The 22,024-nt window shown below is 41.4% G+C and carries 19 protein-coding genes; 14 read left to right on the top strand and 5 right to left on the bottom strand.

Annotated features, from left to right (window positions below; genetic code table 11):
- Positions 1–8: 8 nt before the first annotated feature.
- The 10 genes from EYW48_RS09855 (at position 9) to EYW48_RS09810 (ending at position 10,373) form a co-directional block, all read left to right on the top strand.
- A complete protein-coding gene (locus EYW48_RS09855) occupies positions 9–1,046 on the top strand; it encodes a polysaccharide biosynthesis protein (protein WP_261916453.1) in 1,038 nt (345 codons plus the stop codon).
- Positions 1,047–2,156, top strand: a complete 1,110-nt coding sequence (locus EYW48_RS09850) for a capsular polysaccharide biosynthesis protein CapF (RefSeq protein WP_261916452.1) — start codon at positions 1,047–1,049, stop codon at positions 2,154–2,156.
- A 14-nt stretch (positions 2,157–2,170) separates the two neighbouring features.
- Positions 2,171–3,301 carry a UDP-N-acetylglucosamine 2-epimerase (non-hydrolyzing) gene (gene wecB, locus EYW48_RS09845; protein WP_261916451.1) on the top strand — a complete coding sequence of 377 codons (1,131 nt, stop codon included), beginning with the start codon at positions 2,171–2,173 and terminating at the stop codon, positions 3,299–3,301.
- Between the two features lie 3 nt (positions 3,302–3,304).
- Complete coding sequence (locus EYW48_RS09840; RefSeq protein ID WP_261916450.1) at positions 3,305–4,516, top strand: glycosyltransferase family 4 protein; 1,212 nt, start codon at positions 3,305–3,307, stop codon at positions 4,514–4,516.
- The gene (locus EYW48_RS09835; protein WP_274681238.1) at positions 4,513–5,475 is read left to right on the top strand and encodes an SDR family oxidoreductase; all 963 of its coding nucleotides are present in this window, start codon (positions 4,513–4,515) and stop codon (positions 5,473–5,475) included. The genes EYW48_RS09840 and EYW48_RS09835 overlap by 4 nt, the downstream gene beginning before the upstream one ends.
- Positions 5,472–6,020 carry a sugar transferase gene (locus tag EYW48_RS09830; protein ID WP_277432335.1) on the top strand — a complete coding sequence of 183 codons (549 nt, stop codon included), beginning with the start codon at positions 5,472–5,474 and terminating at the stop codon, positions 6,018–6,020. The genes EYW48_RS09835 and EYW48_RS09830 overlap by 4 nt, the downstream gene beginning before the upstream one ends.
- Positions 6,021–6,101: 81 nt before the next feature.
- Positions 6,102–8,039 (top strand): nucleoside-diphosphate sugar epimerase/dehydratase, encoded by a 1,938-nt coding sequence (locus EYW48_RS09825; RefSeq protein ID WP_277432334.1) that lies wholly within the window; start codon positions 6,102–6,104, stop codon positions 8,037–8,039.
- A gap of 181 nt (positions 8,040–8,220) precedes the next feature.
- The gene (locus EYW48_RS09820; RefSeq protein WP_277432333.1) at positions 8,221–9,537 is read left to right on the top strand and encodes an MBL fold metallo-hydrolase; all 1,317 of its coding nucleotides are present in this window, start codon (positions 8,221–8,223) and stop codon (positions 9,535–9,537) included.
- Positions 9,538–9,637: 100 nt separating this feature from the next.
- A complete protein-coding gene (locus EYW48_RS09815; protein ID WP_168520693.1) occupies positions 9,638–10,063 on the top strand; it encodes an HI0074 family nucleotidyltransferase substrate-binding subunit in 426 nt (141 codons plus the stop codon).
- Positions 10,053–10,373 (top strand): nucleotidyltransferase domain-containing protein, encoded by a 321-nt coding sequence (locus EYW48_RS09810; protein ID WP_274677810.1) that lies wholly within the window; start codon positions 10,053–10,055, stop codon positions 10,371–10,373. Before EYW48_RS09815 ends, EYW48_RS09810 begins: the two co-directional genes overlap by 11 nt.
- A 13-nt stretch (positions 10,374–10,386) precedes the next feature.
- On the opposite strand, the gene EYW48_RS09805 is transcribed toward EYW48_RS09810, so the two are convergent.
- Positions 10,387–11,313 carry a D-2-hydroxyacid dehydrogenase gene (locus tag EYW48_RS09805; protein WP_171980197.1) on the bottom strand — a complete coding sequence of 309 codons (927 nt, stop codon included), beginning with the start codon at positions 11,311–11,313 and terminating at the stop codon, positions 10,387–10,389.
- A gap of 71 nt (positions 11,314–11,384) precedes the next feature.
- Here EYW48_RS09805 and EYW48_RS09800 point away from each other — a divergent pair, with 71 nt between their 5' ends.
- The gene (locus tag EYW48_RS09800; protein WP_176247133.1) at positions 11,385–11,972 is read left to right on the top strand and encodes a DUF416 family protein; all 588 of its coding nucleotides are present in this window, start codon (positions 11,385–11,387) and stop codon (positions 11,970–11,972) included.
- A 465-nt stretch (positions 11,973–12,437) separates the two neighbouring features.
- Here the strand turns inward: EYW48_RS09800 and EYW48_RS09790 are convergent, their stop codons facing one another.
- From EYW48_RS09790 to EYW48_RS09775, 4 genes are all read right to left on the bottom strand, one after another.
- A complete protein-coding gene (locus EYW48_RS09790) occupies positions 12,438–14,663 on the bottom strand; it encodes a YjbH domain-containing protein (RefSeq protein WP_171980195.1) in 2,226 nt (741 codons plus the stop codon).
- The gene (locus EYW48_RS09785; protein ID WP_277432332.1) at positions 14,660–15,439 is read right to left on the bottom strand and encodes a capsule biosynthesis GfcC family protein; all 780 of its coding nucleotides are present in this window, start codon (positions 15,437–15,439) and stop codon (positions 14,660–14,662) included. The genes EYW48_RS09790 and EYW48_RS09785 overlap by 4 nt, the downstream gene beginning before the upstream one ends.
- 16 nt (positions 15,440–15,455) lie before the next feature.
- The gene (locus EYW48_RS09780) at positions 15,456–16,136 is read right to left on the bottom strand and encodes a YjbF family lipoprotein (protein ID WP_168520704.1); all 681 of its coding nucleotides are present in this window, start codon (positions 16,134–16,136) and stop codon (positions 15,456–15,458) included.
- 93 nt (positions 16,137–16,229) lie between these two features.
- The gene (locus tag EYW48_RS09775) at positions 16,230–16,454 is read right to left on the bottom strand and encodes a hypothetical protein (RefSeq protein ID WP_261915028.1); all 225 of its coding nucleotides are present in this window, start codon (positions 16,452–16,454) and stop codon (positions 16,230–16,232) included.
- Between the two features lie 257 nt (positions 16,455–16,711).
- Here EYW48_RS09775 and EYW48_RS09770 point away from each other — a divergent pair, with 257 nt between their 5' ends.
- The 3 genes from EYW48_RS09770 to EYW48_RS09760 all read left to right on the top strand — a co-directional run bounded on the left by EYW48_RS09770 (position 16,712) and on the right by EYW48_RS09760 (position 21,681).
- Entirely contained in the window at positions 16,712–17,971 is a 1,260-nt protein-coding gene (locus tag EYW48_RS09770; protein ID WP_261915029.1) for a capsule assembly Wzi family protein, read from the top strand.
- A 52-nt stretch (positions 17,972–18,023) separates the two neighbouring features.
- A complete protein-coding gene (locus EYW48_RS09765) occupies positions 18,024–20,660 on the top strand; it encodes an SLBB domain-containing protein (RefSeq protein ID WP_277432331.1) in 2,637 nt (878 codons plus the stop codon).
- Between the two features lie 61 nt (positions 20,661–20,721).
- The gene (locus tag EYW48_RS09760) at positions 20,722–21,681 is read left to right on the top strand and encodes a Wzz/FepE/Etk N-terminal domain-containing protein (RefSeq protein WP_253910121.1); all 960 of its coding nucleotides are present in this window, start codon (positions 20,722–20,724) and stop codon (positions 21,679–21,681) included.
- Positions 21,682–22,024: the final 343 nt, after the last annotated feature.

Below are 22,024 nucleotides of genomic sequence, written 5' to 3'. Positions count from 1 at the left end.
GGTTAATGGTGTTTAACAACAAAGTATTATTAATCACAGGTGGGACCGGCTCATTTGGTAACGCTGTATTAAAACGATTTTTAGATACAGATATTAAAGAAATTCGCATTTTTTCTCGCGATGAGAAAAAGCAAGATGATATGCGTAAGCAATATCAGCACACTAAACTTAAGTTTTATATTGGTGACGTGCGAGATTATAATTCTATTTTATCTGCCACTCGTGGTGTCGATTTTGTCTATCATGCAGCCGCTCTAAAACAAGTTCCTTCCTGTGAATTCCATCCAATGGAAGCTGTAAAAACTAACGTTCTTGGTACAGAAAACGTGTTAGAAGCTTGCATTGCAAACGAAGTATCTAGAGTTGTTTGTTTAAGTACAGACAAAGCGGTTTACCCGATTAATGCAATGGGAATTTCTAAAGCGATGATGGAAAAAGTTATCGTTGCAAAATCACGTAACGTTGACCCAGAAAAAACTGTTATATCTGCAACCCGTTATGGCAATGTTATGGCCTCTCGCGGTTCTGTGATCCCACTGTTTTTGCGCCAAATTATGAATGGCGATCCAATCACAATCACAGACCCGAATATGACGCGTTTCATGATGACTTTGGATGATGCGGTAGACCTTGTATTGCATGCATTCACTCATGGTGTTAATGGTGATATTTTCGTCCAAAAAGCACCAGCGGCAACCATAGATGTATTAGTAAAAGCACTTTTAAAAATCACCAAGAAACCAGATCATCAAGTTAACATTATTGGTACTCGTCATGGTGAGAAGCTTTATGAAGCTCTTTGTAGTCGTGAAGAGATGTTTGTGGCTGAAGATCAAGGCGGTTATTACCGTGTACCTTCTGACAACCGTGATTTGAACTACACAAAGTACAATGAAGAAGGTGAAAAAGATCTGTCGATTATCGAAGACTACAACTCACATAACACTGAACGTTTAGATGTTGACGGTATGGTGAAGCTTCTTCATAAGCTCGACTTTATTGCTGATATCGAAGCTGGTAGCTTGGTTGTACCAGAGGGAGTATAAATGAATATTTTAGTCACCGGTGCTGCTGGTTTTATAGGCCGTAATTTGTGTGTTTTTTTGCAAGAAGCGAGCTTTACTAATATTGTAAAAATTACTCTTGATGATGACGAAGCAAGTATTAGCGATAAAGTTAAATCTGCTGATTTTATCTATCACTTAGCGGGTGTGAACCGTCCTAAGAATGAAGACGAATTCAAAAAAGGCAATACAGATTTAACTCAAAATATCATAGACACATTGATTGAGTCAGGGCGTAAAACGCCTATTGTATTAACCTCTTCGATTCAAGCAGAATTAGATAATCCTTATGGCCTCAGTAAGGCGGGTGCAGAAGAGGCTGTAGCGGAGTATAAGAAACAAACTGGTGCTGCTACTCATATTTATCGCTTACCTAACGTGTTCGGCAAATGGTGTCTACCAAATTATAATTCAGCAGTTGCTACTTTTTGTTACAACACCATAAATGATTTACCAATCACTATTCATAACCCTGATGCAGCGATCAGCCTCGTATACATTGATGATGTATGTCAGTCGTTTGTTAAGCTACTGTCTGATTCACCAGCTCCATCTGAGCAATATCGTTTTGTAGAACCGGTTTATCAAACCACTGTGGGCGAAGTTGCCTCATTGGTTGCTGAGTTTAAAGAGAGCCGAGAAAGTATGATTTCGGCTAAAGTAGGTGAAGGCTTTGTTCGAGCTCTTTATTCTACCTATGTAAGCTATCTAGCACCTGATCAATTTGATTATTCCGTTACTCGTCATAGCGATGAGAGAGGGACTTTCGTGGAAATGCTTAAAACCAAAGACTCGGGTCAGTTTTCATTTTTTACAGCACACCCTGGTATCACTCGCGGTGGACATTATCACCATACTAAAACAGAAAAGTTCCTTGTAATAAATGGGAAAGCCCTATTTAAGTTTAGGCACATTGTGACGGGTGAGTATCATGAACTAACCGTTGAGGGGGAGGAGTCCCGTATAGTTGAAACCGCTCCAGGGTGGACACATGATGTGACTAATATTGGGTCGAATGAGTTAGTCGTTATGCTGTGGGCGAATGAAATATTTGATAGAGATGCTCCAGATACCATTGCCAACCCACTGTAAGTAGAGAAAAAGAAATGAAAAAATTAAAAGTAATGTCAGTGGTAGGAACTCGCCCTGAAATTATCCGCCTTTCTAGAGTGTTAGCCAAGTTAGACGAGCATTGTGAACACATTTTGGTTCATACTGGTCAAAATTACGATTTTGAATTAAATGAAGTCTTTTTTAATGATTTAGGTGTACGTAAGCCTGATTATTTTTTAGAAGCTGCGGGTAAGAATGCCGCAGAAACAATTGGCCAAGTTATCATTAAAGTCGATCAAGCATTAGAGGAAATTAAACCTGACTCAATGCTTGTGCTCGGTGACACTAACTCATGTTTGTCTGCAATTCCGGCTAAGCGTCGCAAAGTGCCAATTTTCCATATGGAAGCAGGCAACCGTTGTTTTGATCAGCGCGTACCAGAAGAAACCAACCGTCGTATCGTTGATCACACATCAGATATAAATCTCACGTACAGTACGATCGCTCGTGAATATTTATTAGCCGAAGGGTTACCTGCTGATCGTGTTATAAAAACGGGTAGTCCGATGTTTGAGGTGTTAAATCACTATATGCCTCAAATAGATGCTTCTGATGTTTTATCTCGTTTAGGGTTAGAAAAAGGCCAGTTCTTTGTAGTTAGTGCCCACCGTGAAGAAAATGTAGATTCACCGAAGCAATTGGCAAAGTTAGCGCAGACGTTAAATGCGGTTGCAGAATATTATGATATGCCGGTAATTGTTTCGACTCACCCGAGGACACGCAATCGAATAGAAGCGCAGGGTATTGAATTCCACTCAAATATCCAATTGCTTAAACCACTTGGTTTCCATGATTACAACCAGTTACAGAAAAATGCCAAAGTAGTGCTTTCTGATAGCGGTACGATCAATGAAGAATCGTCCATTATGAACTTTCCTGCACTTAATATGCGAGAGGCGCATGAGCGTCCAGAAGGAATGGAAGAGGCATCAGTGATGATGGTCGGCCTTGGGGCTGAGCGAGTGATGCAAGCTTTACAAGTACTGGAATCACAGCCATCAGGTGATGAACGTCTATTGCGTCAAGTCTATGATTACAGTATGCCAAACGTCTCTGATAAGGTAGTGCGAATTATTCATTCTTATACCGATTACGTAAAACGTGTGGTATGGAAGGAATACTAAGCTGTGAAAATTGCTTTATTTCCAGATGATTACCTACCGAAAAGTACTCTAGTGCATGCTAAAATGTTCCATGAGCTTGCACTAGAGCTTAAAAAGCTGGGCTATGAGCCTGTGATCATCACTCCTAGTCACGGTAAACAGGCTACCCGTTTGGTAAAGGAAACTTTTGGTGGTGTAGAGGTTTGGCGTTTTCGTAACCCTGCGATGAGAGGAAGAGGAAAGCTTCAAAGGGTGATTAGTGAGTCGTTACTATCATTTAACGCTTACCTAGCACTAAAAAGTGATGAGAGTATCAAGTCTTTTGATGCTTGCATCAATTACTCTCCGACTATCTTCTTTGGTCCACTGATGCACTGGTTTAAGCGTTATTGTGGCACGTATAACTATCTCGTATTACGGGATATGTTTCCGCAATGGGTTATTGATGAGGGACTCATCTCTGTAAAGTCTCCTATAGCGAGTTATTTTCGTTTCTTCGAAAAAGTGAATTATAACGCATCGGATACTATTGGCTTAATGTCACCTGCAAATGTTACGTATTTTTCAAAGCTGCACCCTAATTATCGCAATCTTCAAGTTCTTCGAAATTGGGCTGATGTAAGTTCAAAGAGTTATAGCACCTCGCTGATTGATGTCAGAAAACATTGTAAACTAGATGATAAAGTTATCTATTTTTATGGTGGTAACATCGGCCGTGCGCAAGATATGGGTAACTTGCTACGACTAGTCGAAAGTATGCAAAGTCATCCTGAGGCGCATTTTCTCTTTATCGGGCAAGGTGATGAGTTTGAATTAGTCGAGAGTGCTAAAGTAAAGAAGGGGCTCGATAATTTAACGCTTCTTTCTTCAATCAGCCAAGACGAGTACAAAGAAGTCTTAACTCAAGTCGATGTGGGATTGTTTTCACTTGCCAAAACCCATAAAGCACATAATTTCCCAGGTAAGCTGCTTGGTTATATGGTGCAGTCTCTACCGATTTTGGGCAGTGTGAACCAAGGTAATGATGTCATAGAGTTTATCAATGGTGAGGGGGCGGGTAAGGCTTATATAAATGGTGAAGACCAATCATTGTATGAAGCTGCGTTGATGCTACTTCAAGATCAAGCTTCGCGTAAAGCAATGGGCGCTAAAGCGTACGAGGTGCTTAAAACCAGCTTTTCAGTCGAGGCCGCTGCCAGTCAGATCATAGACACAATTGAGAAAGCAAACCAATGAAAATAATGTTAACCGGTGCTTCAGGCTTCATTGGCAGCAAACTATTAGAGCAATTGCCTGCTGATGATACATTGTCATTAGGGCGAGATAAACCTGAAGGGCAGCCTTCTGAAAAATTCTTTAGACTTGAAATCAACAATGATACTGATTACTCAGTGGCGTTAAGTCGTGTGGGCGTTATTGTTCATCTAGCGGCTCGTGTTCATGTCATGAATGATGCAGTGAGCAACCCACTTGAAGAGTATCGAGAGGTTAATACTCACGGTGCGACCAATCTGGCCCGCCAAGCAGCAAAGGCAGGCGTAAAGCGATTTATTTTTATCAGTAGTATCAAAGTAAATGGGGAAGAAACGAAGTTGGATAACCCCTTTACTGCGTGTGATCCCCATGCACCAGAAGATGATTATGGTGTTTCTAAATCGGAAGCTGAGCAAGCACTGTTTGCAATTGGCAAAGAGACAGGTATGGAAATTGTGGTTATCCGGCCAACCTTAGTTTATGGACCAGGCGTTAAAGCCAATTTCGCTTCTCTGATGAACTTAGTTTCAAAAGGTATTCCATTACCGTTTGGTTGCATCACCAACAATAAGCGTAGTTTGGTATCTGTCGATAATTTGGTTGATCTTATCGTTACTTGTATTGAGCATCCTAAAGCAGCTAATCAAGTTTTTTTAGTTTCTGATGATCATGATGTTTCTACCTCTGAGATGGTTAGACAGATGGCTTTGTCCCTAGGCAAATCGACATGGCAGCTGCCGGTTCCAAAGTGGTGTTATAAACTTGCCGGAAAAGTATTTGGTAAGCAAGATGTTGTGGATAGACTGCTTGGTTCATTACAGGTGGATATTACTCATACGAAAAAAACATTAGGTTGGACACCTCCTCAAACGTTAGAGGAAGGCTTTAAAAAAACGGCAGAAGCCTTTCTTCAGTCAAAAAATAACAGTGGTAATATATGATTCGTCTTTTGGATTTCCTCGCAGCCTTCTTTGGCTTGCTTTTTTTATGGCCGGTGTTACTCGTTGTCACAATCATTGGTCTGTTCGATACAGGCTCGCCGATTTTTATTCAAGAACGCGTAGGTCGTAACAAAAAGCCGTTTAAGCTTATTAAGTTTCGTACCATGTCGGTAGAAACAAAATCTGTAGCTAGCCACTTAGCGAGCAATGCATCTATTACAAAACTCGGTGCTTTTCTTCGTAAAACTAAAATCGATGAATTACCTCAGTTGATTAACGTGGTGAAAGGTGAAATGAGCTTGGTGGGGCCGCGTCCAAATTTGTTCAACCAAGAAGAACTGATTAAAGAACGTGATGCATTAGGGGTATATGATGTTCTACCCGGTATCACTGGCCTTGCTCAGGTGCAAAATATTGATATGTCTACACCGCAGCTATTGGCAAAAACAGATAAGCAGATGATTGATACCTTGACGCTAAAAGATTACTTCAAGTACATATTAATGACAGCAACGGGCAGTGGTAGTGGTGATGCTGTGAAGTAACACTGCTTTCAATTTATCTACAAAGACTTTTTAAACCAACGCCAGTACAATACTGGCGTTGGTTTATATTAGAGAAATAACATGGCTAGGCTTAATTTTATCTGGAACCTCTCAAGGTTTAACAAACGCATTATCAGCGTATGTATAGACACATTTTTTATTATTGCTTCTTTTTATGCCGCGTATTGGACTCGTATTGGTCATATCCAGTCATTTGATGATGTCTCAACTCGCTATGTAGTTCTAGGTACGTTAGCGGTGACGCTTTTTGTCTATACGCGACTTGGGCTATATCGTGCTGTGCTTCGCTATTTGACCTTTCATGCGTTAGCGGTGGTGAGTGCTGGTACGGCAATCTCGGCGGCAACGGTTGCGATACTTGCATTTTATTTTGATGCGTCAATACCGCGTTCAGTGCCTATTATCTATGGCACCTTTCTTTGTTTGTTATGTGGTGGTTCGCGGCTCATTGTTCGTGTGCTGGTCGCGCAGGTTAATGGCAAAGGGAAGAAAAACGTTCTTATCTATGGTGCCGGTTCTGCTGGTAGGCAATTGGCTTGGGCGTTGCGTTCATCTGAAACTCATAAAGTAGTGGGTTTTATTGATGAAGATTCGACTCTTGAAAATACCGTGATCATGGGGTTATCGGTAAGGAATCTCAAAGAGGCCTCTGCTGCCGTTGATAAACACAATGTACATCAAATTCTGTTAGCGGTACCGAGTGCGTCACGTGCGCGTCGTAAGCAAATTTTGGATGCTCTAGTGCCGATTTCAGCTGAAGTACTCACGGTGCCGGATATGAAAGATATTGTAGAAGGCAAGGCGACAATTGATGAATTGAAAGATGTTGCGATAGAAGATTTGCTCGGTAGGGATGCAGTCACACCACAGCAGTCACTGATGGAAGCCAATATAAAAAATAAAATCGTGATGGTGACCGGTGCTGGTGGTTCGATCGGTTCTGAATTGTGTCGTCAAATTCTTTCATGTAAACCGAAAACCCTCATCCTGTTCGAATTGTCTGAATTTGGCTTGTACCAAATAGATCGTGAGCTACATCTGCTTGCAAAAGAAAAAGGACTCGATGTTGAAATTATCCCACTGTTAGGGTCTGTTCAACGCATCAACCGCTTGTCCGTGGTGATGAAAAGTTTTGCAGTCCAAACCATTTATCATGCCGCTGCCTATAAGCATGTACCCTTGGTAGAATACAATGTGGTTGAAGGGGTACGTAACAATGTGTTTGGTACTTACTACACTGCAAAAGCGGCGATTGAAGCTAAAATTGAATCATTTGTGTTGATTTCGACCGATAAAGCCGTCAGACCAACCAATGTGATGGGTACGACAAAACGTATGGCAGAATTAGGCCTTCAAGCCTTAGCTGAACAAGAGAAAATGAAAAGTGATGGCACTCGTTTTTGCATGGTGCGCTTTGGTAATGTTCTTGGTTCATCAGGTTCTGTTGTCCCGTTATTTAAGAAGCAAATCTTGAAAGGTGGCCCATTAACGGTAACTCACCCTGATATTATTCGCTATTTTATGACGATTCCTGAGGCGGCCCAATTGGTAATTCAAGCTGGAGCAATGGGCAAAGGGGGCGATGTATTTGTCTTGGATATGGGTGAACCAGTCAAGATTATTGATCTTGCGGAAAATCTAATCCGATTATCTGGCCTTGAAGTTAAAAATGAAGAAAACCCTTATGGTGATATCTCAATTGAATTCTCAGGCCTACGTCCAGGTGAAAAGTTATTCGAAGAGCTTCTTATTGGCGATAATGTCGAGCAAACGGCTCATGAAAGGATCATGACCGCGAGTGAGCGGTTTTTACCCCTGTCGGACTATACATGTTTGTTAGAGCAATTAGATTCTGCTTGTCATAATTTTGACCATGAAAAAATTCGCGAATTATTGATCTCAGCACCGACTGACTTTAATCCTTCTGATGGTATTTGCGATCTAGTTTGGCATCGGTTGCATGATGGTGGTGAGCCACCTTGCGAGATACTACATTAATTTTAAAGAGCCCCATTGTTGGGGCTCTTTTGGTTTATGGGGTTTGATCTGAACAGGATGCGCTTTTGACGATAAAGCAGGCAGATTATTTTTCGATATAACTCGAAGAATAATAGTGATGAGCTTACTTATTGCTCGTGTGGTTTCATAATTGTGAGTCGATATTTAAGGGGTGTAATTTATGAACATCATTCATCATGGCGGAAAACATACGGTCACTGGCTCTTGCCATGAACTCAATCTTAATGGTGTTGGCGTGCTCATTGATTGTGGTTTAGTGCAGGGAAAAAGTCCAAAGTCGCTCAACATCGAATTTGCGGTTCGTCATATCAAAGCGTTGGTGTTAACGCATTCGCACATTGATCATATCGGGCGTATTCCATGGTTATTGGCCGCCGGCTTTAACCAACCGATTTACTGCACTCCTGCAACCGCAGAGCTTGTGCCACTTATGCTCGAAGATGGCTTAAAGCTTCAACTGGGGCTTAACCATGGGCAGCGCCATCGAGTATTGGATCGCGTCAAGTCACTGATTAAGCCTATTGAATACGGCGTGTGGCAGCCAATTTCTCGTGATCTCCCTCATTGCTATTTTCGCTTCAACCCAGCAGGTCATATATTGGGTTCGGCATTTGTCGAGTTTAAATTACCAAATAACGAGATTGTGGTTTTTTCTGGTGATCTCGGTCCAAGCAATACGCCACTGCTGCCAGACCCTGTTTCGCCACCACGTGCGGACTACCTCTACATTGAAACGACCTATGGCGATAAAGTTCACGAAAGTGTCGAGCAAAGGTCGCAGCGCCTGAAGACCATTATCAACCGTTCACTGCAAGATGGCGGCACGATCTTGATTCCTGCGTTTAGTGTTGGTCGAACTCAGGAATTACTGTTTGATATCGAGCAATTGATTTTCGAACATGGCATTGCTGACAATATTCCGATTATTTTAGACTCGCCGATGGCGCAAAAAGTAACCAAGTCTTATCGCCGTTTTAAAAAACTGTGGGGCAAAGAAGCGAAAGTGCGTTTAGACGCAAAGCGGCATCCATTGGCTTTCGAGCAGTGCATAACGGTTGAAGATAATCGCTCACATCATGCCTTAGTGAACCGCTTAGCCTCAACGGGCGAGCCCGCAATTGTTGTTGCTGCTTCTGGTATGTGTGAGGGTGGGCGAGTGATGGACTACCTAAAAGCATTATTGCCAGATCAGCGCACCGACGTCATTTTTGCTGGTTACCAAGCTGAAGGAACGCTAGGTCGCGCAATACAGCAAGGTGATAACCAGGTGTGGATTGATGGTCAACAAACGCAGGTTAACGCGTTCATTCATACCATGTCTGGCTATTCAGCCCATGCAGATCAAGCAGACCTGTTGCGTTTTATTGAAGGTATTGCTGAAAAACCAAAACAGATCCATCTAATTCACGGAGAGCCGGAAACAAAGCAAGCTTTTGCTGTAAAGCTCAGAAGTGCGGGGTATAAGGTTGTGAGTTGAGGTGAGTCAGCGAACGAAGGTTTGCGTTTCTCTTTCCTTGGTGGGAAGGTATCATACTTCATCCGTTAGAATTCGAGCATCCCGTGCTAAGGTGAATACGATGACTTTAAATCCTCAACGTTGGAAACAGCGTCTACAAAACTTATCCAAAGCGCAGCATCGTCTTGAAAAAGCTTGTTCTCAAAAAACTTACAATGAACTAGAGCTTGCTGGGTTAGTGCAAACGTTCGAGTTTTCATTTGAGTTAACTTGGAAAACGCTAAAAGATTTACTTGAATTTGAAGGTTTTGATGTTGCTTCACCACGAAGTGTTATTCGTACCGCATTAGAGGCGAGACATCTTTCTTCTGATCAATGTGAGGTGCTACTTGAAGCATTGATGAAGCGAAATCTGCTATCACATACCTACGATGAAAAAAATGTCCTTGAAGCACAACAGCTTATTGTGGAACGTTTTTCTCCGGTAATCGGTGAGATTACCGACTATTTAGAAGTGAAAAGTTTAGAGGCAAAAAGTGGTCAGTAAAGCCCTTGTCTCAATAAAAATTGGTTTAAAACTTCATCAATATCAGCTATTGAACGACGTAATATTGTCCAACCCTTTGGTTGAGCGTGCGTGGGTTTTTGGCTCTCGGGCGCTGGGTACATTTAAAGAGAGTTCAGATATCGACATTGCGTTAGAAGGGAAAGCGCTCACCTTAAATGAGATTGCGCTGATGCTTGATACCTTGGATCAATCATCTTTACCATACAAGGTCGATTTGTTGATTAAGCATAAAATCACTTCACCTGAATTGTTGGCCCATATCGAACAGCATGGCTTGCAGATCAAGTGAAAGTCGCAAACCCTTAATACCCTTTATCAAAATCAATACGGTTTTCCAGTTGGAAACCTTCACGCCATAACTGGTAGTTGCGTGTAAAAATCTCTACCACCTGCTCAGGAAAACTGACAGCGGCAATGTGCGGAGTTAACGTGATGCCCGGGTGTTGCCAAAACGGATGTTCCCTATCGAGCGGTTCTTGCTCAAATACATCCAGATAGGCGTGTTGAATGTGGCCCAGTTCAATCGCGGTAATGAGATCACTCTCGACGAGGTTTTTGCCGCGTCCGACATTAAACAATAACGCCTGTTGGCAATGACTCAGCGTATTCTGGTTTAACAGACCGAGCGTTTGAGGCGTATTGGGTAAGGTACTGACCACAATATCGGCTTGGGCAAAGGCCGCAGCAAGTTCATTGACATGATAGGTCTGATCAAATTGGCCACTTCTAGCAGGGATCCCAGTACTATTAACCCCAACAACCGTTAAACCAAACGCTTTTGCTACCAGTGCTAAGTGGCTACCAATTGCACCAGTGCCGAGTATAACCATGGTTTTGCCATTAATTGACTGGTAAGCATGCGGCAGCCATTGTTTGTGTTGCTGTTGAACTTGGTAGCGTGGAAAGTGCCTGAAATGTGCAATAGTGTAGCCAAGTACATATTCAGCAATTTGTTGGCCGAAGATGCCTTTCACATTGGTCAATTGGTAATCTTGACGCAAATTAGGATCAATTAAAGTATCCACACCGGCATAGGCTGATTGTAACCACTCTAGATTAGGGAAGTCTTGCAGACACTTTGCGGCCATTGGGGGAGCTGCTAGCAGAATAGTTGCTTGGTGGCGATCGGTAGTGATAACCAAGTCTGTCAAACCCGCTTTCTCTAGAGCTTGGCGGTAAATATCATCATGCTCGGTAAGAATATACACTTTATCGGTGAAATTGTTCATCAGCTTTGCTTTTTTCCCTGTTGTTTATCAAGTACACTTCCGCTGTCTTTTTCTGCAACGATTGAGTGATTATGCTACAAAACCCTCTACAGGTTCGTCTTGAGAAATTTGAACCTTGGCAACAAATTACTTTTATGGCGTGTTTGTGTGAACGTATGTACCCGAACTATGCCATGTTTTGCGATAATGTTGAATTTGCTCATGCGCGAGTATATCGCGATATTCTAGACAGTGTTTGGGAATTGCTCACGGTAAAAAGTGCCAAAATTAATTTCGAGAATCAGTTAGAGAAGTTGGAAGAGATCATTCCAAGCTTGGAAGATTTTGATGTTTACGCTGTTTATCCTGCAATCGATGCGTGCGTAGCGTTATCTAACTTGCTGCATGGCTTGCTTGACCGTGATTATTTGTATGAAAACATGCAAAAAATCAGTCAAATTTCAGTGCTGACAGTCGCTCAATTAGAAGAAGCGCAAACCGGCGAAGCTATCAATAACGAAAACCAAAAGCAGAATGAAGCGGTTTGCGAAGAGTGGGATATCCAGTGGGCTATTTTCCGTCCACTTCGTGAAGCGGTTGAACGCGACATTGATTTAATTAAAGATCTACGTCAAGAGCTGCGTGATGAAGGCGTGAGCAACATTGGTGTAAGTCTTTAGCTCCATTGAAATAGCGAACATTTATCACGATGAAAACTAACTGGCGAGATCGATGGCTTAAATTCAAACATACGATTTTAGAGGCGATGGATTTTCGTTCTAGGATTTGGGTGGTGAGAATTTCAGAAACTCGTTTGAAAGATGAATCTTTTATCATCAATGAAGATAGCTTTAACGAGCCTTTGCAATGGATGAAAAGAAGATCCTATTCATCGGTTATGCTGGCGCAAGTCGAGCATATGAAATGTTCCCAAGTTCATATCTTTACGGTTGGCAATCAAACACACCAACTGTTAAGGGTTAAATAGATGCTCTTTTATTTTAAATCACCAATCTCTTGGTTTGATGCGTTGGGTTAGCACGCCGACTAGAAGATTGTTATCCAATAATGGTGAGATGTAAAAGCTTGAGTTAAGTATAAGTGCCGGGCATAAAAACGGCACTTATACTTATTGGGTTACATGATTACTGTGAGGTGTTAGGTCTTTGTGACCAAGGGGAGCGAGCATCCGTTCTATCGTATAATTGATGTTTCTTCCTCAACATTTGCCCACCATCGCGAGTGATTGGCTCCCAGTTAAGTATTGCTCTGTTCGTGGACGGTTTTACGGTCATGATGTCAAAAGGAATTGATACATAAAATCCCTTATTATAGCTTCCTTCCCCATACTCATCGGCCGTTAAGTCTGTAAATACCGCATAAACGCCGGCAATCACACCTGACTTGAATTGTTTAGAAAAATCAACTCGAGCACCAATGTCTCCACCTAAAAATTTTCCTGCACTGATTTTAAATAATGTACTTTCAAGAAATGCCCAATCAGGTGTGTAGTAAGTGGTTAGATGACCTGTTGTTCCTTGGTTTAATACATAAGCTCGGCAACTTGTTGGATTATTAATACAAGTAGTAGAGTTCGGATTTGCACCATCGTAGTAGAAATAATCGTCTGAATAAATTCCAAACCAAGAATCAGCCTCTCGTTGACTTAGGTAATTCATATCAACTCCTACTGCCCAATTTGATCTCATCGGACGATATAATATTTCACCACCCACACCAGCAAACATCGACTCTAGATAACCCCCGTAAACTTGTGTGTAAATGTTTTCTGTTGGTTGTTCAAACCAAGTTAACTGTAATTGACTCAGGCGTACTGGATCTTGTACATAACTACGGAACATGGTACGAACTCGAGGCGTTGCCTCATTGCGGACGTGTGGTGATTGTGGGCTATCAACACCGTAGTTGAATTTGTCGTAGTTATCGACAATATTGATATAGATTGCACCGCCAAGCTCAAGCTTAGGCGTGATCCAATAATTGGAGTGTGCACTTAGACCTAGGCTGAATAAATAGAAAGCTTCTGGTCCACCAAGAGATTGTTGTAATGAGGGCGATAAACCGTAATCCCAACGTTTGATAGACTGAGCTACTATCGGTGAAGATAATGGGGTTGGTTCTTGGTATTTATCGAAGGTCGACGAAGGCGTAACCCCAAGTTGGTCATAATTGGCTGCCGAGATATAGTCATCCCGGTTAATGATGGTTTCAGTCAATACCATGCTATTGTTTTGTTCAATAATATGAAATTCCGTAATGTCATCATTACCGTATCGAGTTAAAACCGCTGCCGCCCGTTCAAGTGCTTCATCTCTATCGCGATATTTTACTTGTTCACCGGTGACGATGATCTTGTTGTCTGACACGGCGATAGTGTTTTGCTGATAGCCAGCATTATGCTGAAGTTCAGCCGATGCTTGTTGCCAATCGTTGGATGTAGGAGAGGCTTGAACCTTGGTTTTAGGGGTATCCAACCAACTTGCTTTCATGTGATTAAAATTGGTATAAAAATTAAAGCCTAACGTGAGTGTATCGCCTCGTTGATAACTGACTTTAGCATCTCCCCAGTCACCTAGTCGGTAATTAATACCGATATTCCATGGTGTATGCTGAGTCATATCTGAGTTGGCTCTTATTTGTGGCCAATCTTCAGAGTAATCGTTGCCATCGTATTCAATTTTAATTCGCAGTGGTTCGTAAGGTGTTTGATATTCTATACCGCCAAACAATGCCGCAGGGCCTTTAAACCAACGTCCATAGTCAACCATGCCACCTTTGTCTTTAAAATCACTCGGGCGGTTACAGAATCGGTCGCTTATCTTACAGACTGGATTACTGACATTACCGCTTTGACCAATGTATCCCCAGCCGAGTCCCAGGGTGAAATCAAGGTTACCAAAACGTTTGGTAGCAGCAATAAATTCACCATCAAACATGCCGGTACCACCGAAATCTCGTAGGCCAATTGACGTTTCTGGCAACCAATAACTTTCTTCAATGAGGCGAACTTTAAAATCCATACCTTTGTCTGTATACAGGTTATCGCCGCTGTAGTCAGGATTAGAATTATAGAGAACATTGGGTAAGCGGGTATAACGAATGGTCGCATCAAGCCATGGCATCACTTGCATGGAAGCAACGTAATGGTGGTAGTCGTTATTAACGCTGATCCCGACATTAAATTCACCTTCTTCAGCCATGCGACCGGAAGGCATTTGCATTAAACCAGTACCACCAAAGTCCATTTGTGACGGTTTCCAATCATTTGTGCTGCTCATGACAACCGATGCATAACTAACAGAGAACAGGCTTAGAGATGAAATAAAAAATGAAGAATATTGAAGTTTCATAGAAAGCCTTTTCTTGACTGAAGCAGCGAAACAATCTCGCTTTCGAAATCTAATAACTGAGCATTTGGTCTGTTAAATCCCACAAAAATAATACTGCCTGGCGCTAGGATAGTTTGTTCATCATTCCAGTGGGCATATCCCACTTTTTTTGTATGGCCATCTGGGTAAATCACCCAAACATTGCTGCTATTTGCACTTGATAGCAATGTTGTTTGCTTAAGATAATCGGCGACAGTTAATCCACCGATAAATGGTTTAGTAACAGGCACAAAAAGTAACCCTTCAATATGAATTGTTTTTGGTCTTTTCGGTGTTATTAACTCAAAATTGCCCTTAAGTTGCGGGTTATTCTTGGGGGTGATCCGTATCGCATCATAATCGAGATTGATGAATTCACGATAACCAACATCCCAGCGGTTTATCTGTTGCTCCAATAAAGCCATACTTGCTTTAGATTTAGGATGAACGTGTGTGTATGCGCTCAAGCGTTGGAGTAAGGTTTGTTTTCTTTTTTCTACCTCGCTCTCTTTATCTTGATTAAAAAGCATATTGTTTAATGGATAACCAAGCAACGCAGTTAGTGGTCCGTTTTGGCCGTCATAAGCTATTTCTGCGTTTTTTTGCTGGTTAATGATGTCGGTGAATATTTTTTCAAGTCGTTCTGGTTGGTTGTATTCAAGTACTTTCTTTTCATTGGGTAAATGTATTGTTAGTACGGAAGCAAAGCTGCTGGCCGAAAAGGCAGCCATAATTAGTGCTAAAAGACAATGATTCATAAATGACAACCTATGATTACTGAGATTTATAAGGTTTTAATATTTCCATGTCGACTTTTAAGGCATCAGGAATTAACCATTGTGATGACTTGACGACATTGCCGTCACTATCAACCCAGAAGGTATTGTTCATGCTTTTACCACTGTTATTGAATTGAACATTTTCTTGCCACACAGTGGTGTTTTTTTGCCACAGTACTGATTCAATGTATTCGGTGGTAACTTGACGGGTTGAGATTGTAGCGAGTTGGCCGAATTGATATCCAGGCTGCCAATCGTATTGAGCTTGCCACTTATCATTGCTGGTTAAAGATGGAAAGTTTTTTAGAGGCAATAGATTATCAAGGTTTGCGCTAGGCATATTGACAGTTTTGATGATTCTGCCATTTTCAGTGACAATCATTGCGCGGTCAGAAGAGAGCCACTTATACTGTTTTGCATTGGAAACTGGATTTATGTCAATGAATGCCAACACCATAAAAATTTGTGCTTTATCGTTGAGAGTCACATAGCTGCTTAAATAGGGGATCTGCTCGATTTGCTGCTTGGTTAATGTCACATCATCGACACCGAATGCCGCAAATTTAATAGAGTCATTAATACTAGAAAACTTAGTTGAACAGCCACTAGCAGTCATTAATCCCAAAGATAGCAGAGTAAGGACCAGGGGCTTAGCTGTTTTTATTTTTCTCGACATCGATATTATCCGTTTACATCAGTAAGTTGTTGTTTATGCTAGGCATAAAAAAACATCCTTAACAAAGTATTAAGGATGTTTGTAGGCTCAAACTTAGTTTGTTGTGCCGTCAGTACCTGTTGTTCCATCGCTGTCTGATGCAGCAGCAACTGCTACAACGGTAACAGCAAGAGCACCAGCTACAATACTAGATGTAGCAGCAGCGCCAGCTGCTGTAGCCGATGCGCCTTCAGCACCAGCTGCAACAACAGCTTCTTCAGCAAACACCGTGCTTGATAAACCTAAAGCAACTAATGCTGCTAATGCAATTTTTTTCATAATATATCCTTGTAAATTTACAAATAAAAACATCGATGTCGGTAATGCATAAGCACACCTATCGACATAGTATTCAAAATAAGTGCCAAAGTAAAAAATTATCAACATTCATTGAGCTTTTTAAAGAGTTCTATCTCATTTAATCTCTTTGTTTTTAAAGTATAAATACGGTCACTATTAATTAGTTGAGTAGGTATAAGGTATTTAGTATGCTATGTGTCGATATTCATTTGAGTTGGCAACATTAGGATTTTGCAGTGATTAATTATGGACGAGCGATGAAATCACTGGTTGTACTGCTAGGGTTGGGTGCTATTTGCCGTCAAGCTTTTGCTTCTCCTTGGTTAGAAGCATCTGATCCTTTTGTGCGTTCAGATCTCACCGCCTTGTCAGATTCGGGCGCCATCAATAGTCCTATCAACCACTTTCCAATGCTCTGGTCGATGTTAGATGGTTCTATTTCTCAGTTTAATATTCGCTCTCCCTCCTTACGCTCTGAATATTCTCATATCAAATACCTTTATCAAGCTGCTCAGTTGGAGCGTGGAAATCGCAAGTTTGAAGTAGCCATGAATAGCGAACCGTTGATAAAGAATGCTTTTGGCCAAGTGAATAATGATCACTGGGGTGTTTATGCCAGCTATGAAATGCTTAAGCCACATTACGCCTTCCGTTTATCGACTGGCTATTCTGATGATGGTGAAGATCGAGATATACGTTGGAAAGACAGTTATTTAGCGCTCAATGCTGGTGGGTGGGTTTTTAGCATTGGTACTTTGCCTCGCTGGTGGGGACAAGGTTGGCAGCATAATTTGGTATTGAATACACACGAGTCGGTACCTGAGATTAGCCTTAGCTATACGAGCGAAAATAACTGGTTGGGTGTTTGGAGTTTAGAAACATTAGTCAGTAATGTTGACGATATTTACCAATATCAATGGTCTTCTCGATTAATAAGTAAGCCATTTTCTATACTGGAATATGGCCTTACTTACCATCAGTGGTTGAAACCTATTGATGACAGTGATTATCTAGATGAGCAAGTAACCTTCGATGCTAAGTTATCGCTACCTAGCGTTCGTGATTTTTATCATAGCGTTTATGTTGAAGTTGCTTCGGATCTTAGAGCCTCTCAGCTTGGGGCATTATTGTTTGGTTGGTCTGGTTTTATACCCTTCGATAAACATTCTTTTCGTTTGGTTATTGAACGACAACAAGGTCGTGATGATGATTTACATGTCTTGACAGACATGAAGTTATTTAATGATAAGTTAATGAGAAATAGCTATTTAGTGGAAGATGGTTGGTCTGTGTCTGGTTACGTGCAGCTAGCGAATGACCATCAAATAGAAGCGACATATCAAGAGCAAACACAGTACCAACAGCAGGGCAAAGAATTGTATCAGGTAAGTTATCGACTCCCAGCGTTGAGTGGAAGACTTACCTTTGGTGTGGACAGAGAGCAAAGTGAAAGTAATCAGACGAATTATTGGTCGAACTACGAATTTCGATTTTAACGTAGCTCTTTTAGATAAAAAATAACTAATTAAAGATGATGGCTAGCATAAAATGATGAAGTGTAATTTTTTCTTTAACTCTTTCCTGCTGGTGTTTGTGGCTATTTTGCCAAGCACTGCGTTAAGTTTTACTCCAACAGCAGCGCAAATATCTCAATTTAAATCGCTTCCAAAGGCCCAGCAAGAGCAGTTAGCAAAGCAGTATGGGGTTGATTTAAATACTATCTCTTCAGCATCTGCATCAAACGGAGAAAATGAAAAAGAAAAAATTGCTGAGCCGAAAAGAGCAACTTCCATTCAAGACAATTCGAATGTTGAGTCGTTAAACTTAAAAGAATCTGATGAATCTGAACTTCCGCTATTTGGTTACGATTTATTTGTTGGTACTCCAATGGATTTTACACCAGTGGATAATCTTCCAATCCCTTTAGATTATGTAATGGCACCTGGTGATGAAATACTGGTTCAGCTTTATGGTAAATCCAATCAGCGTTATTCAGTGACTATCGATCGTGATGGTAAAGTGGATTTTCCAGAGTTAGGTGCCGAATACATTGCAGGACAAACATTTGGAGAAATTAAGCAATACATCGTGAGTTTGGTTGAAAGAAAGCTTATTGGTGTTGAAGCCATTGTTTCTTTAGGAAGCATGAGAACAACCCAAATATATGTTGCGGGTGAGGTGATTCAACCAGGGGCTTATAATGTCAATGGGCTTACTACGCTAACTCAAGCTATTGTGGCAAGTGGTGGTGTCAAAAATAACGGAAGCTTACGCAACATTCAGCTAAAGCGTAAAGGGAAGGTAGTTCAATATTTTGATGCTTATAATTTATTGCTTAATGGTGATAATTCACAAGATGTGCGGTTGCAAGCGGGCGATACTTTATTCATTCCCACCAGACAAGCCAGCGTTTCAGTTAAAGGTGAGATTACTCGTCCGGCAAAGTATGAGCTTAAAGGAAAGACAACTCTTGAGTCTATGCTAAAAATGGCTGGTGGTGCTTTGCCTGATGCGTATCTTTCATTGGTTAATGTCCGCCGAGTAAGTACTAGTGGTGTGGAACTCATAACCTTAGACTTTTTAAATAACTCTCACCGTTCATTTGTTCTCCAGCCAGGGGATGAAGTGTCTCTTGCTCCTGTTAACCAAAGTTTTAGTAATGTTATTGCTGTTCGTGGTGAAGCCATTAGGCAAGGTGTCTATTCTTTTGTTCCTGGAATGAAAGTTAATGATGTGATTAAAAACATCGAACAAGATTTAAAAGAAACGGCCGATCTTCGTTATGCACTCTTAGTGAGAGAGAGCATAGCTCCTCGTAAGCTTCGAGTTAAACAATTCAGTTTGCTTAATGCGATCTCTCATCCTTCATCTGAGGATAATTTAGTTCTTCAAGCCCGTGATCAAATTTTCATATTCGATAATGGTATTGATTTGGAATATTGGTATCGCAAAGATAAAAATAAAAAGGTCGATGTAGCGGTTAGTGAGCAAGCTAAATTTGTTGAGGTCGTTGACCAAACGACTGGCGCGTTGGTGGAGGTCGACACCACTACTCAACTTGAGTCTTCAGGAGTAGAAAAGGTTTCTAAGAGTGATCGTCTTAAAAAAAGCAGTCGGGAATTATTACTTGAACCTATCATTGAGCGTCTGAAAGCACAGGCAACGTTTGATTCTCCTGCACAACTTATTGAGATCACGGGTGCAGTTAAATACCCAGGTATTTATCCCTTACCTGATCAAGCGAACTTTAACGCATTGATTGATGCGGCTGGTGGATTTGCGGAACATGCTTACCTTACTCTGGCGGAAGTAACACGTTCTCAGCGTATTAATGATAGTTTTGATGTTGAGCACTATACGATTTCCCCTCGCAAACTAATCGATGGCGATATGTCGTTTGATTTTGTTGCTCAAGATTCGATTATGGTAAAACGTCAACCCAATTGGCAGCGTGACCTATCTATTGAACTGCAAGGTGAGGTTAAATTTCCTGGAACATATGCCTTTGCTCGCGGTGAAACGCTCTCTGATATTATTGAACGAGCAGGAGGTTTTACTCGATTTGCCTATCCGAAAGGTGCGGTATTTAGCCGTGAAAGTTTAAAGCGCCAAGAGCAAGAGCGATTAAAGTTACTTAATGCTCAATTAAAGCAGGAAATCGGTAGTTTAGCGCTGCGCCGTCAAAGTTCTTCGGCTAGCTATACCACTAGCCCTAATGATGCTATGGCCATTACAGAAGAGTTAGCCAAAACAGAAGCCCTTGGTCGGTTAGTTATCGATTTAAAGCAAGCTGTGGCAGGTGATAGCGTCAACAATATTATGCTAGAGAACGGTGATAAGCTATACGTTCCAGCTCTTCAACCAATACTCAGTGTGATGGGGGAGGTTCAATTTGCTTCGAATCATACTTATCGCCCAGGAATGAGTATAGAAGATTATATATCTGCAGCTGGTGGAACGAAAAAGCAAGCTGATACTGATCGAGTCTATGTGATTCGTGCCGATGGTTCGGTGATGTTGCCAAATAGTTCTTTCTGGTTTAGTCGAAAATCAAAACCGCTAGAGCCTGGTGATACGGTTGTGGTGCCAATTGATACTGATTACTTGGATGGGTTAAGTACTTTAACGTCTGCAACTCAGATACTGTACCAAATTGGTGTTGCTTGGAGTGCCATCAAAGATTAATAGGCCTTTGTCATTTATATGTTGGCGCAGTGAGTGCGCCACTGGTTGATAGTGTGTGATTATGAATAAACCAATGTTACAACAACCTATATTTAGTCATGTTGATAGACTGAATGTTTCAGATGATGAGATTGACTTACGAGAGCTTTTTGGGGCGTTATGGAAGGGAAAACTTGTCATCGCATTATGTACAGCTGTCTTTGCTATTGGCGGTGTTATCGTTGCGCTATCAAAACCCAATACCTACCAAGCGCAAGCAAGCCTAGTTGCCGCTAACGAAGAGAGTGGCGGAGGGTTAGCTGCGATGGCTGGACAGTTGGGTGGTTTAGCTTCTTTGGCGGGTATTAATCTAGGCAGTGGCCGTTCTGGAGATAAAGCGATGTCTTTGGCTGTATTACAGTCTCGCCAGTTTATCAATGCTTTTATCAATCGCCATCAATTATTAGTTCCTTTGATGGCCGCTGACTCTTGGGATAGCGTGTCTGGTAATATGATTATCGACCCGACTCTTTATGATATAGAAACACAACAATGGGTTCGAGAAACTTCCCCCCCATTTTCTACTATTCCTAGTGATTGGGAGGCTCATAAAGCATTCAAAAAAATCTTTTCGGTCTCTGAAGCTAAGGATAATGGATTGGTAACAATATCAATTACTCACCTTTCCCCACTTATAGCCCAGCAGTGGGTTGAGTTGCTCGTTAAAGACCTAAATGATTGGATTAAAAATGAAACATTGACGGAAACCCGTCAGAATATTGCTTATCTTGAGCAGCAATTAGAAAAAACCAAATTAGTCGATATGCAGTCGGTCTTTTATCAGTTGATTGAAGAGCAGATGAAAAGCTTAATGTTAGCAGAAGTTAAAGATGAGTTTGCCTTTAAAACCATTGATCCAGCCGTTGTCCCTGAAGAAAAAGCGGGGCCTAAACGGGCCTTGATTTGTGTTTTGGCTACGCTACTTGGTGGAATGCTTGGTGTTGCGATTGTGTTAGTTAGATTTGCCTTTAGAAGGTCGTAGATTGCTTGCTATTTCGATTAAGAGAAATTGAACAACCCTTATTACTGCTTTTCATAACAGCAGCAAGTTGCCTGCCTTGATTATGTAAAAACAAAAAATCCGATATCTTTGTTTCGATATCGGATTTTTGATATTCAGTTTAACGTGAATTAAGCGTGCGTTTGTAAATACGCTTCCAACTCTTCCATTGAAGTTTGGGTCACTAGCTCACCGTCAGTAAGCGCGTCATAAACACCGCATTCTAATCAACTTCAGCACGCTATACGATCAAACCTCCAACCTCAAGGAGATTTGAAATGGTAAAACGACGCACCAACCAAGAATGGCAAACCTTGTTCGAGCA

Source organism: Vibrio sp. 1180_3 (assembly GCF_029478545.1).
Taxonomy (GTDB): domain Bacteria; phylum Pseudomonadota; class Gammaproteobacteria; order Enterobacterales; family Vibrionaceae; genus Vibrio; species Vibrio aestuarianus.
Note: the sequence above shows the minus strand (reverse complement) of the source record. Positions and strands in the feature narration are given on the sequence as shown.

Excerpts from the sequence above, each read along its gene's own strand:
- EYW48_RS09760 (WP_253910121.1), top strand. The coding sequence starts at position 20,722 with ATGAATAAACCAATGTTACAACAACCTATATTTAGTCATGTTGATAGA.
- EYW48_RS09775 (WP_261915028.1), bottom strand. The coding sequence starts at position 16,454 with ATGAAAAAAATTGCATTAGCAGCATTAGTTGCTTTAGGTTTATCAAGC.
- EYW48_RS09830 (WP_277432335.1), top strand. The coding sequence starts at position 5,472 with ATGATTCGTCTTTTGGATTTCCTCGCAGCCTTCTTTGGCTTGCTTTTT.
- EYW48_RS09800 (WP_176247133.1), top strand. The coding sequence starts at position 11,385 with ATGCTACAAAACCCTCTACAGGTTCGTCTTGAGAAATTTGAACCTTGG.
- EYW48_RS09850 (WP_261916452.1), top strand. The coding sequence starts at position 1,047 with ATGAATATTTTAGTCACCGGTGCTGCTGGTTTTATAGGCCGTAATTTG.
- EYW48_RS09825 (WP_277432334.1), top strand. The coding sequence starts at position 6,102 with ATGGCTAGGCTTAATTTTATCTGGAACCTCTCAAGGTTTAACAAACGC.
- EYW48_RS09790 (WP_171980195.1), bottom strand. The coding sequence starts at position 14,663 with ATGAAACTTCAATATTCTTCATTTTTTATTTCATCTCTAAGCCTGTTC.
- EYW48_RS09835 (WP_274681238.1), top strand. The coding sequence starts at position 4,513 with ATGAAAATAATGTTAACCGGTGCTTCAGGCTTCATTGGCAGCAAACTA.
- wecB (WP_261916451.1), top strand. The coding sequence starts at position 2,171 with ATGAAAAAATTAAAAGTAATGTCAGTGGTAGGAACTCGCCCTGAAATT.
- EYW48_RS09815 (WP_168520693.1), top strand. The coding sequence starts at position 9,638 with ATGACTTTAAATCCTCAACGTTGGAAACAGCGTCTACAAAACTTATCC.
- EYW48_RS09785 (WP_277432332.1), bottom strand. The coding sequence starts at position 15,439 with ATGAATCATTGTCTTTTAGCACTAATTATGGCTGCCTTTTCGGCCAGC.
- EYW48_RS09820 (WP_277432333.1), top strand. The coding sequence starts at position 8,221 with ATGAACATCATTCATCATGGCGGAAAACATACGGTCACTGGCTCTTGC.
- EYW48_RS09765 (WP_277432331.1), top strand. The coding sequence starts at position 18,024 with ATGATGAAGTGTAATTTTTTCTTTAACTCTTTCCTGCTGGTGTTTGTG.
- EYW48_RS09805 (WP_171980197.1), bottom strand. The coding sequence starts at position 11,313 with ATGAACAATTTCACCGATAAAGTGTATATTCTTACCGAGCATGATGAT.
- EYW48_RS09780 (WP_168520704.1), bottom strand. The coding sequence starts at position 16,136 with ATGTCGAGAAAAATAAAAACAGCTAAGCCCCTGGTCCTTACTCTGCTA.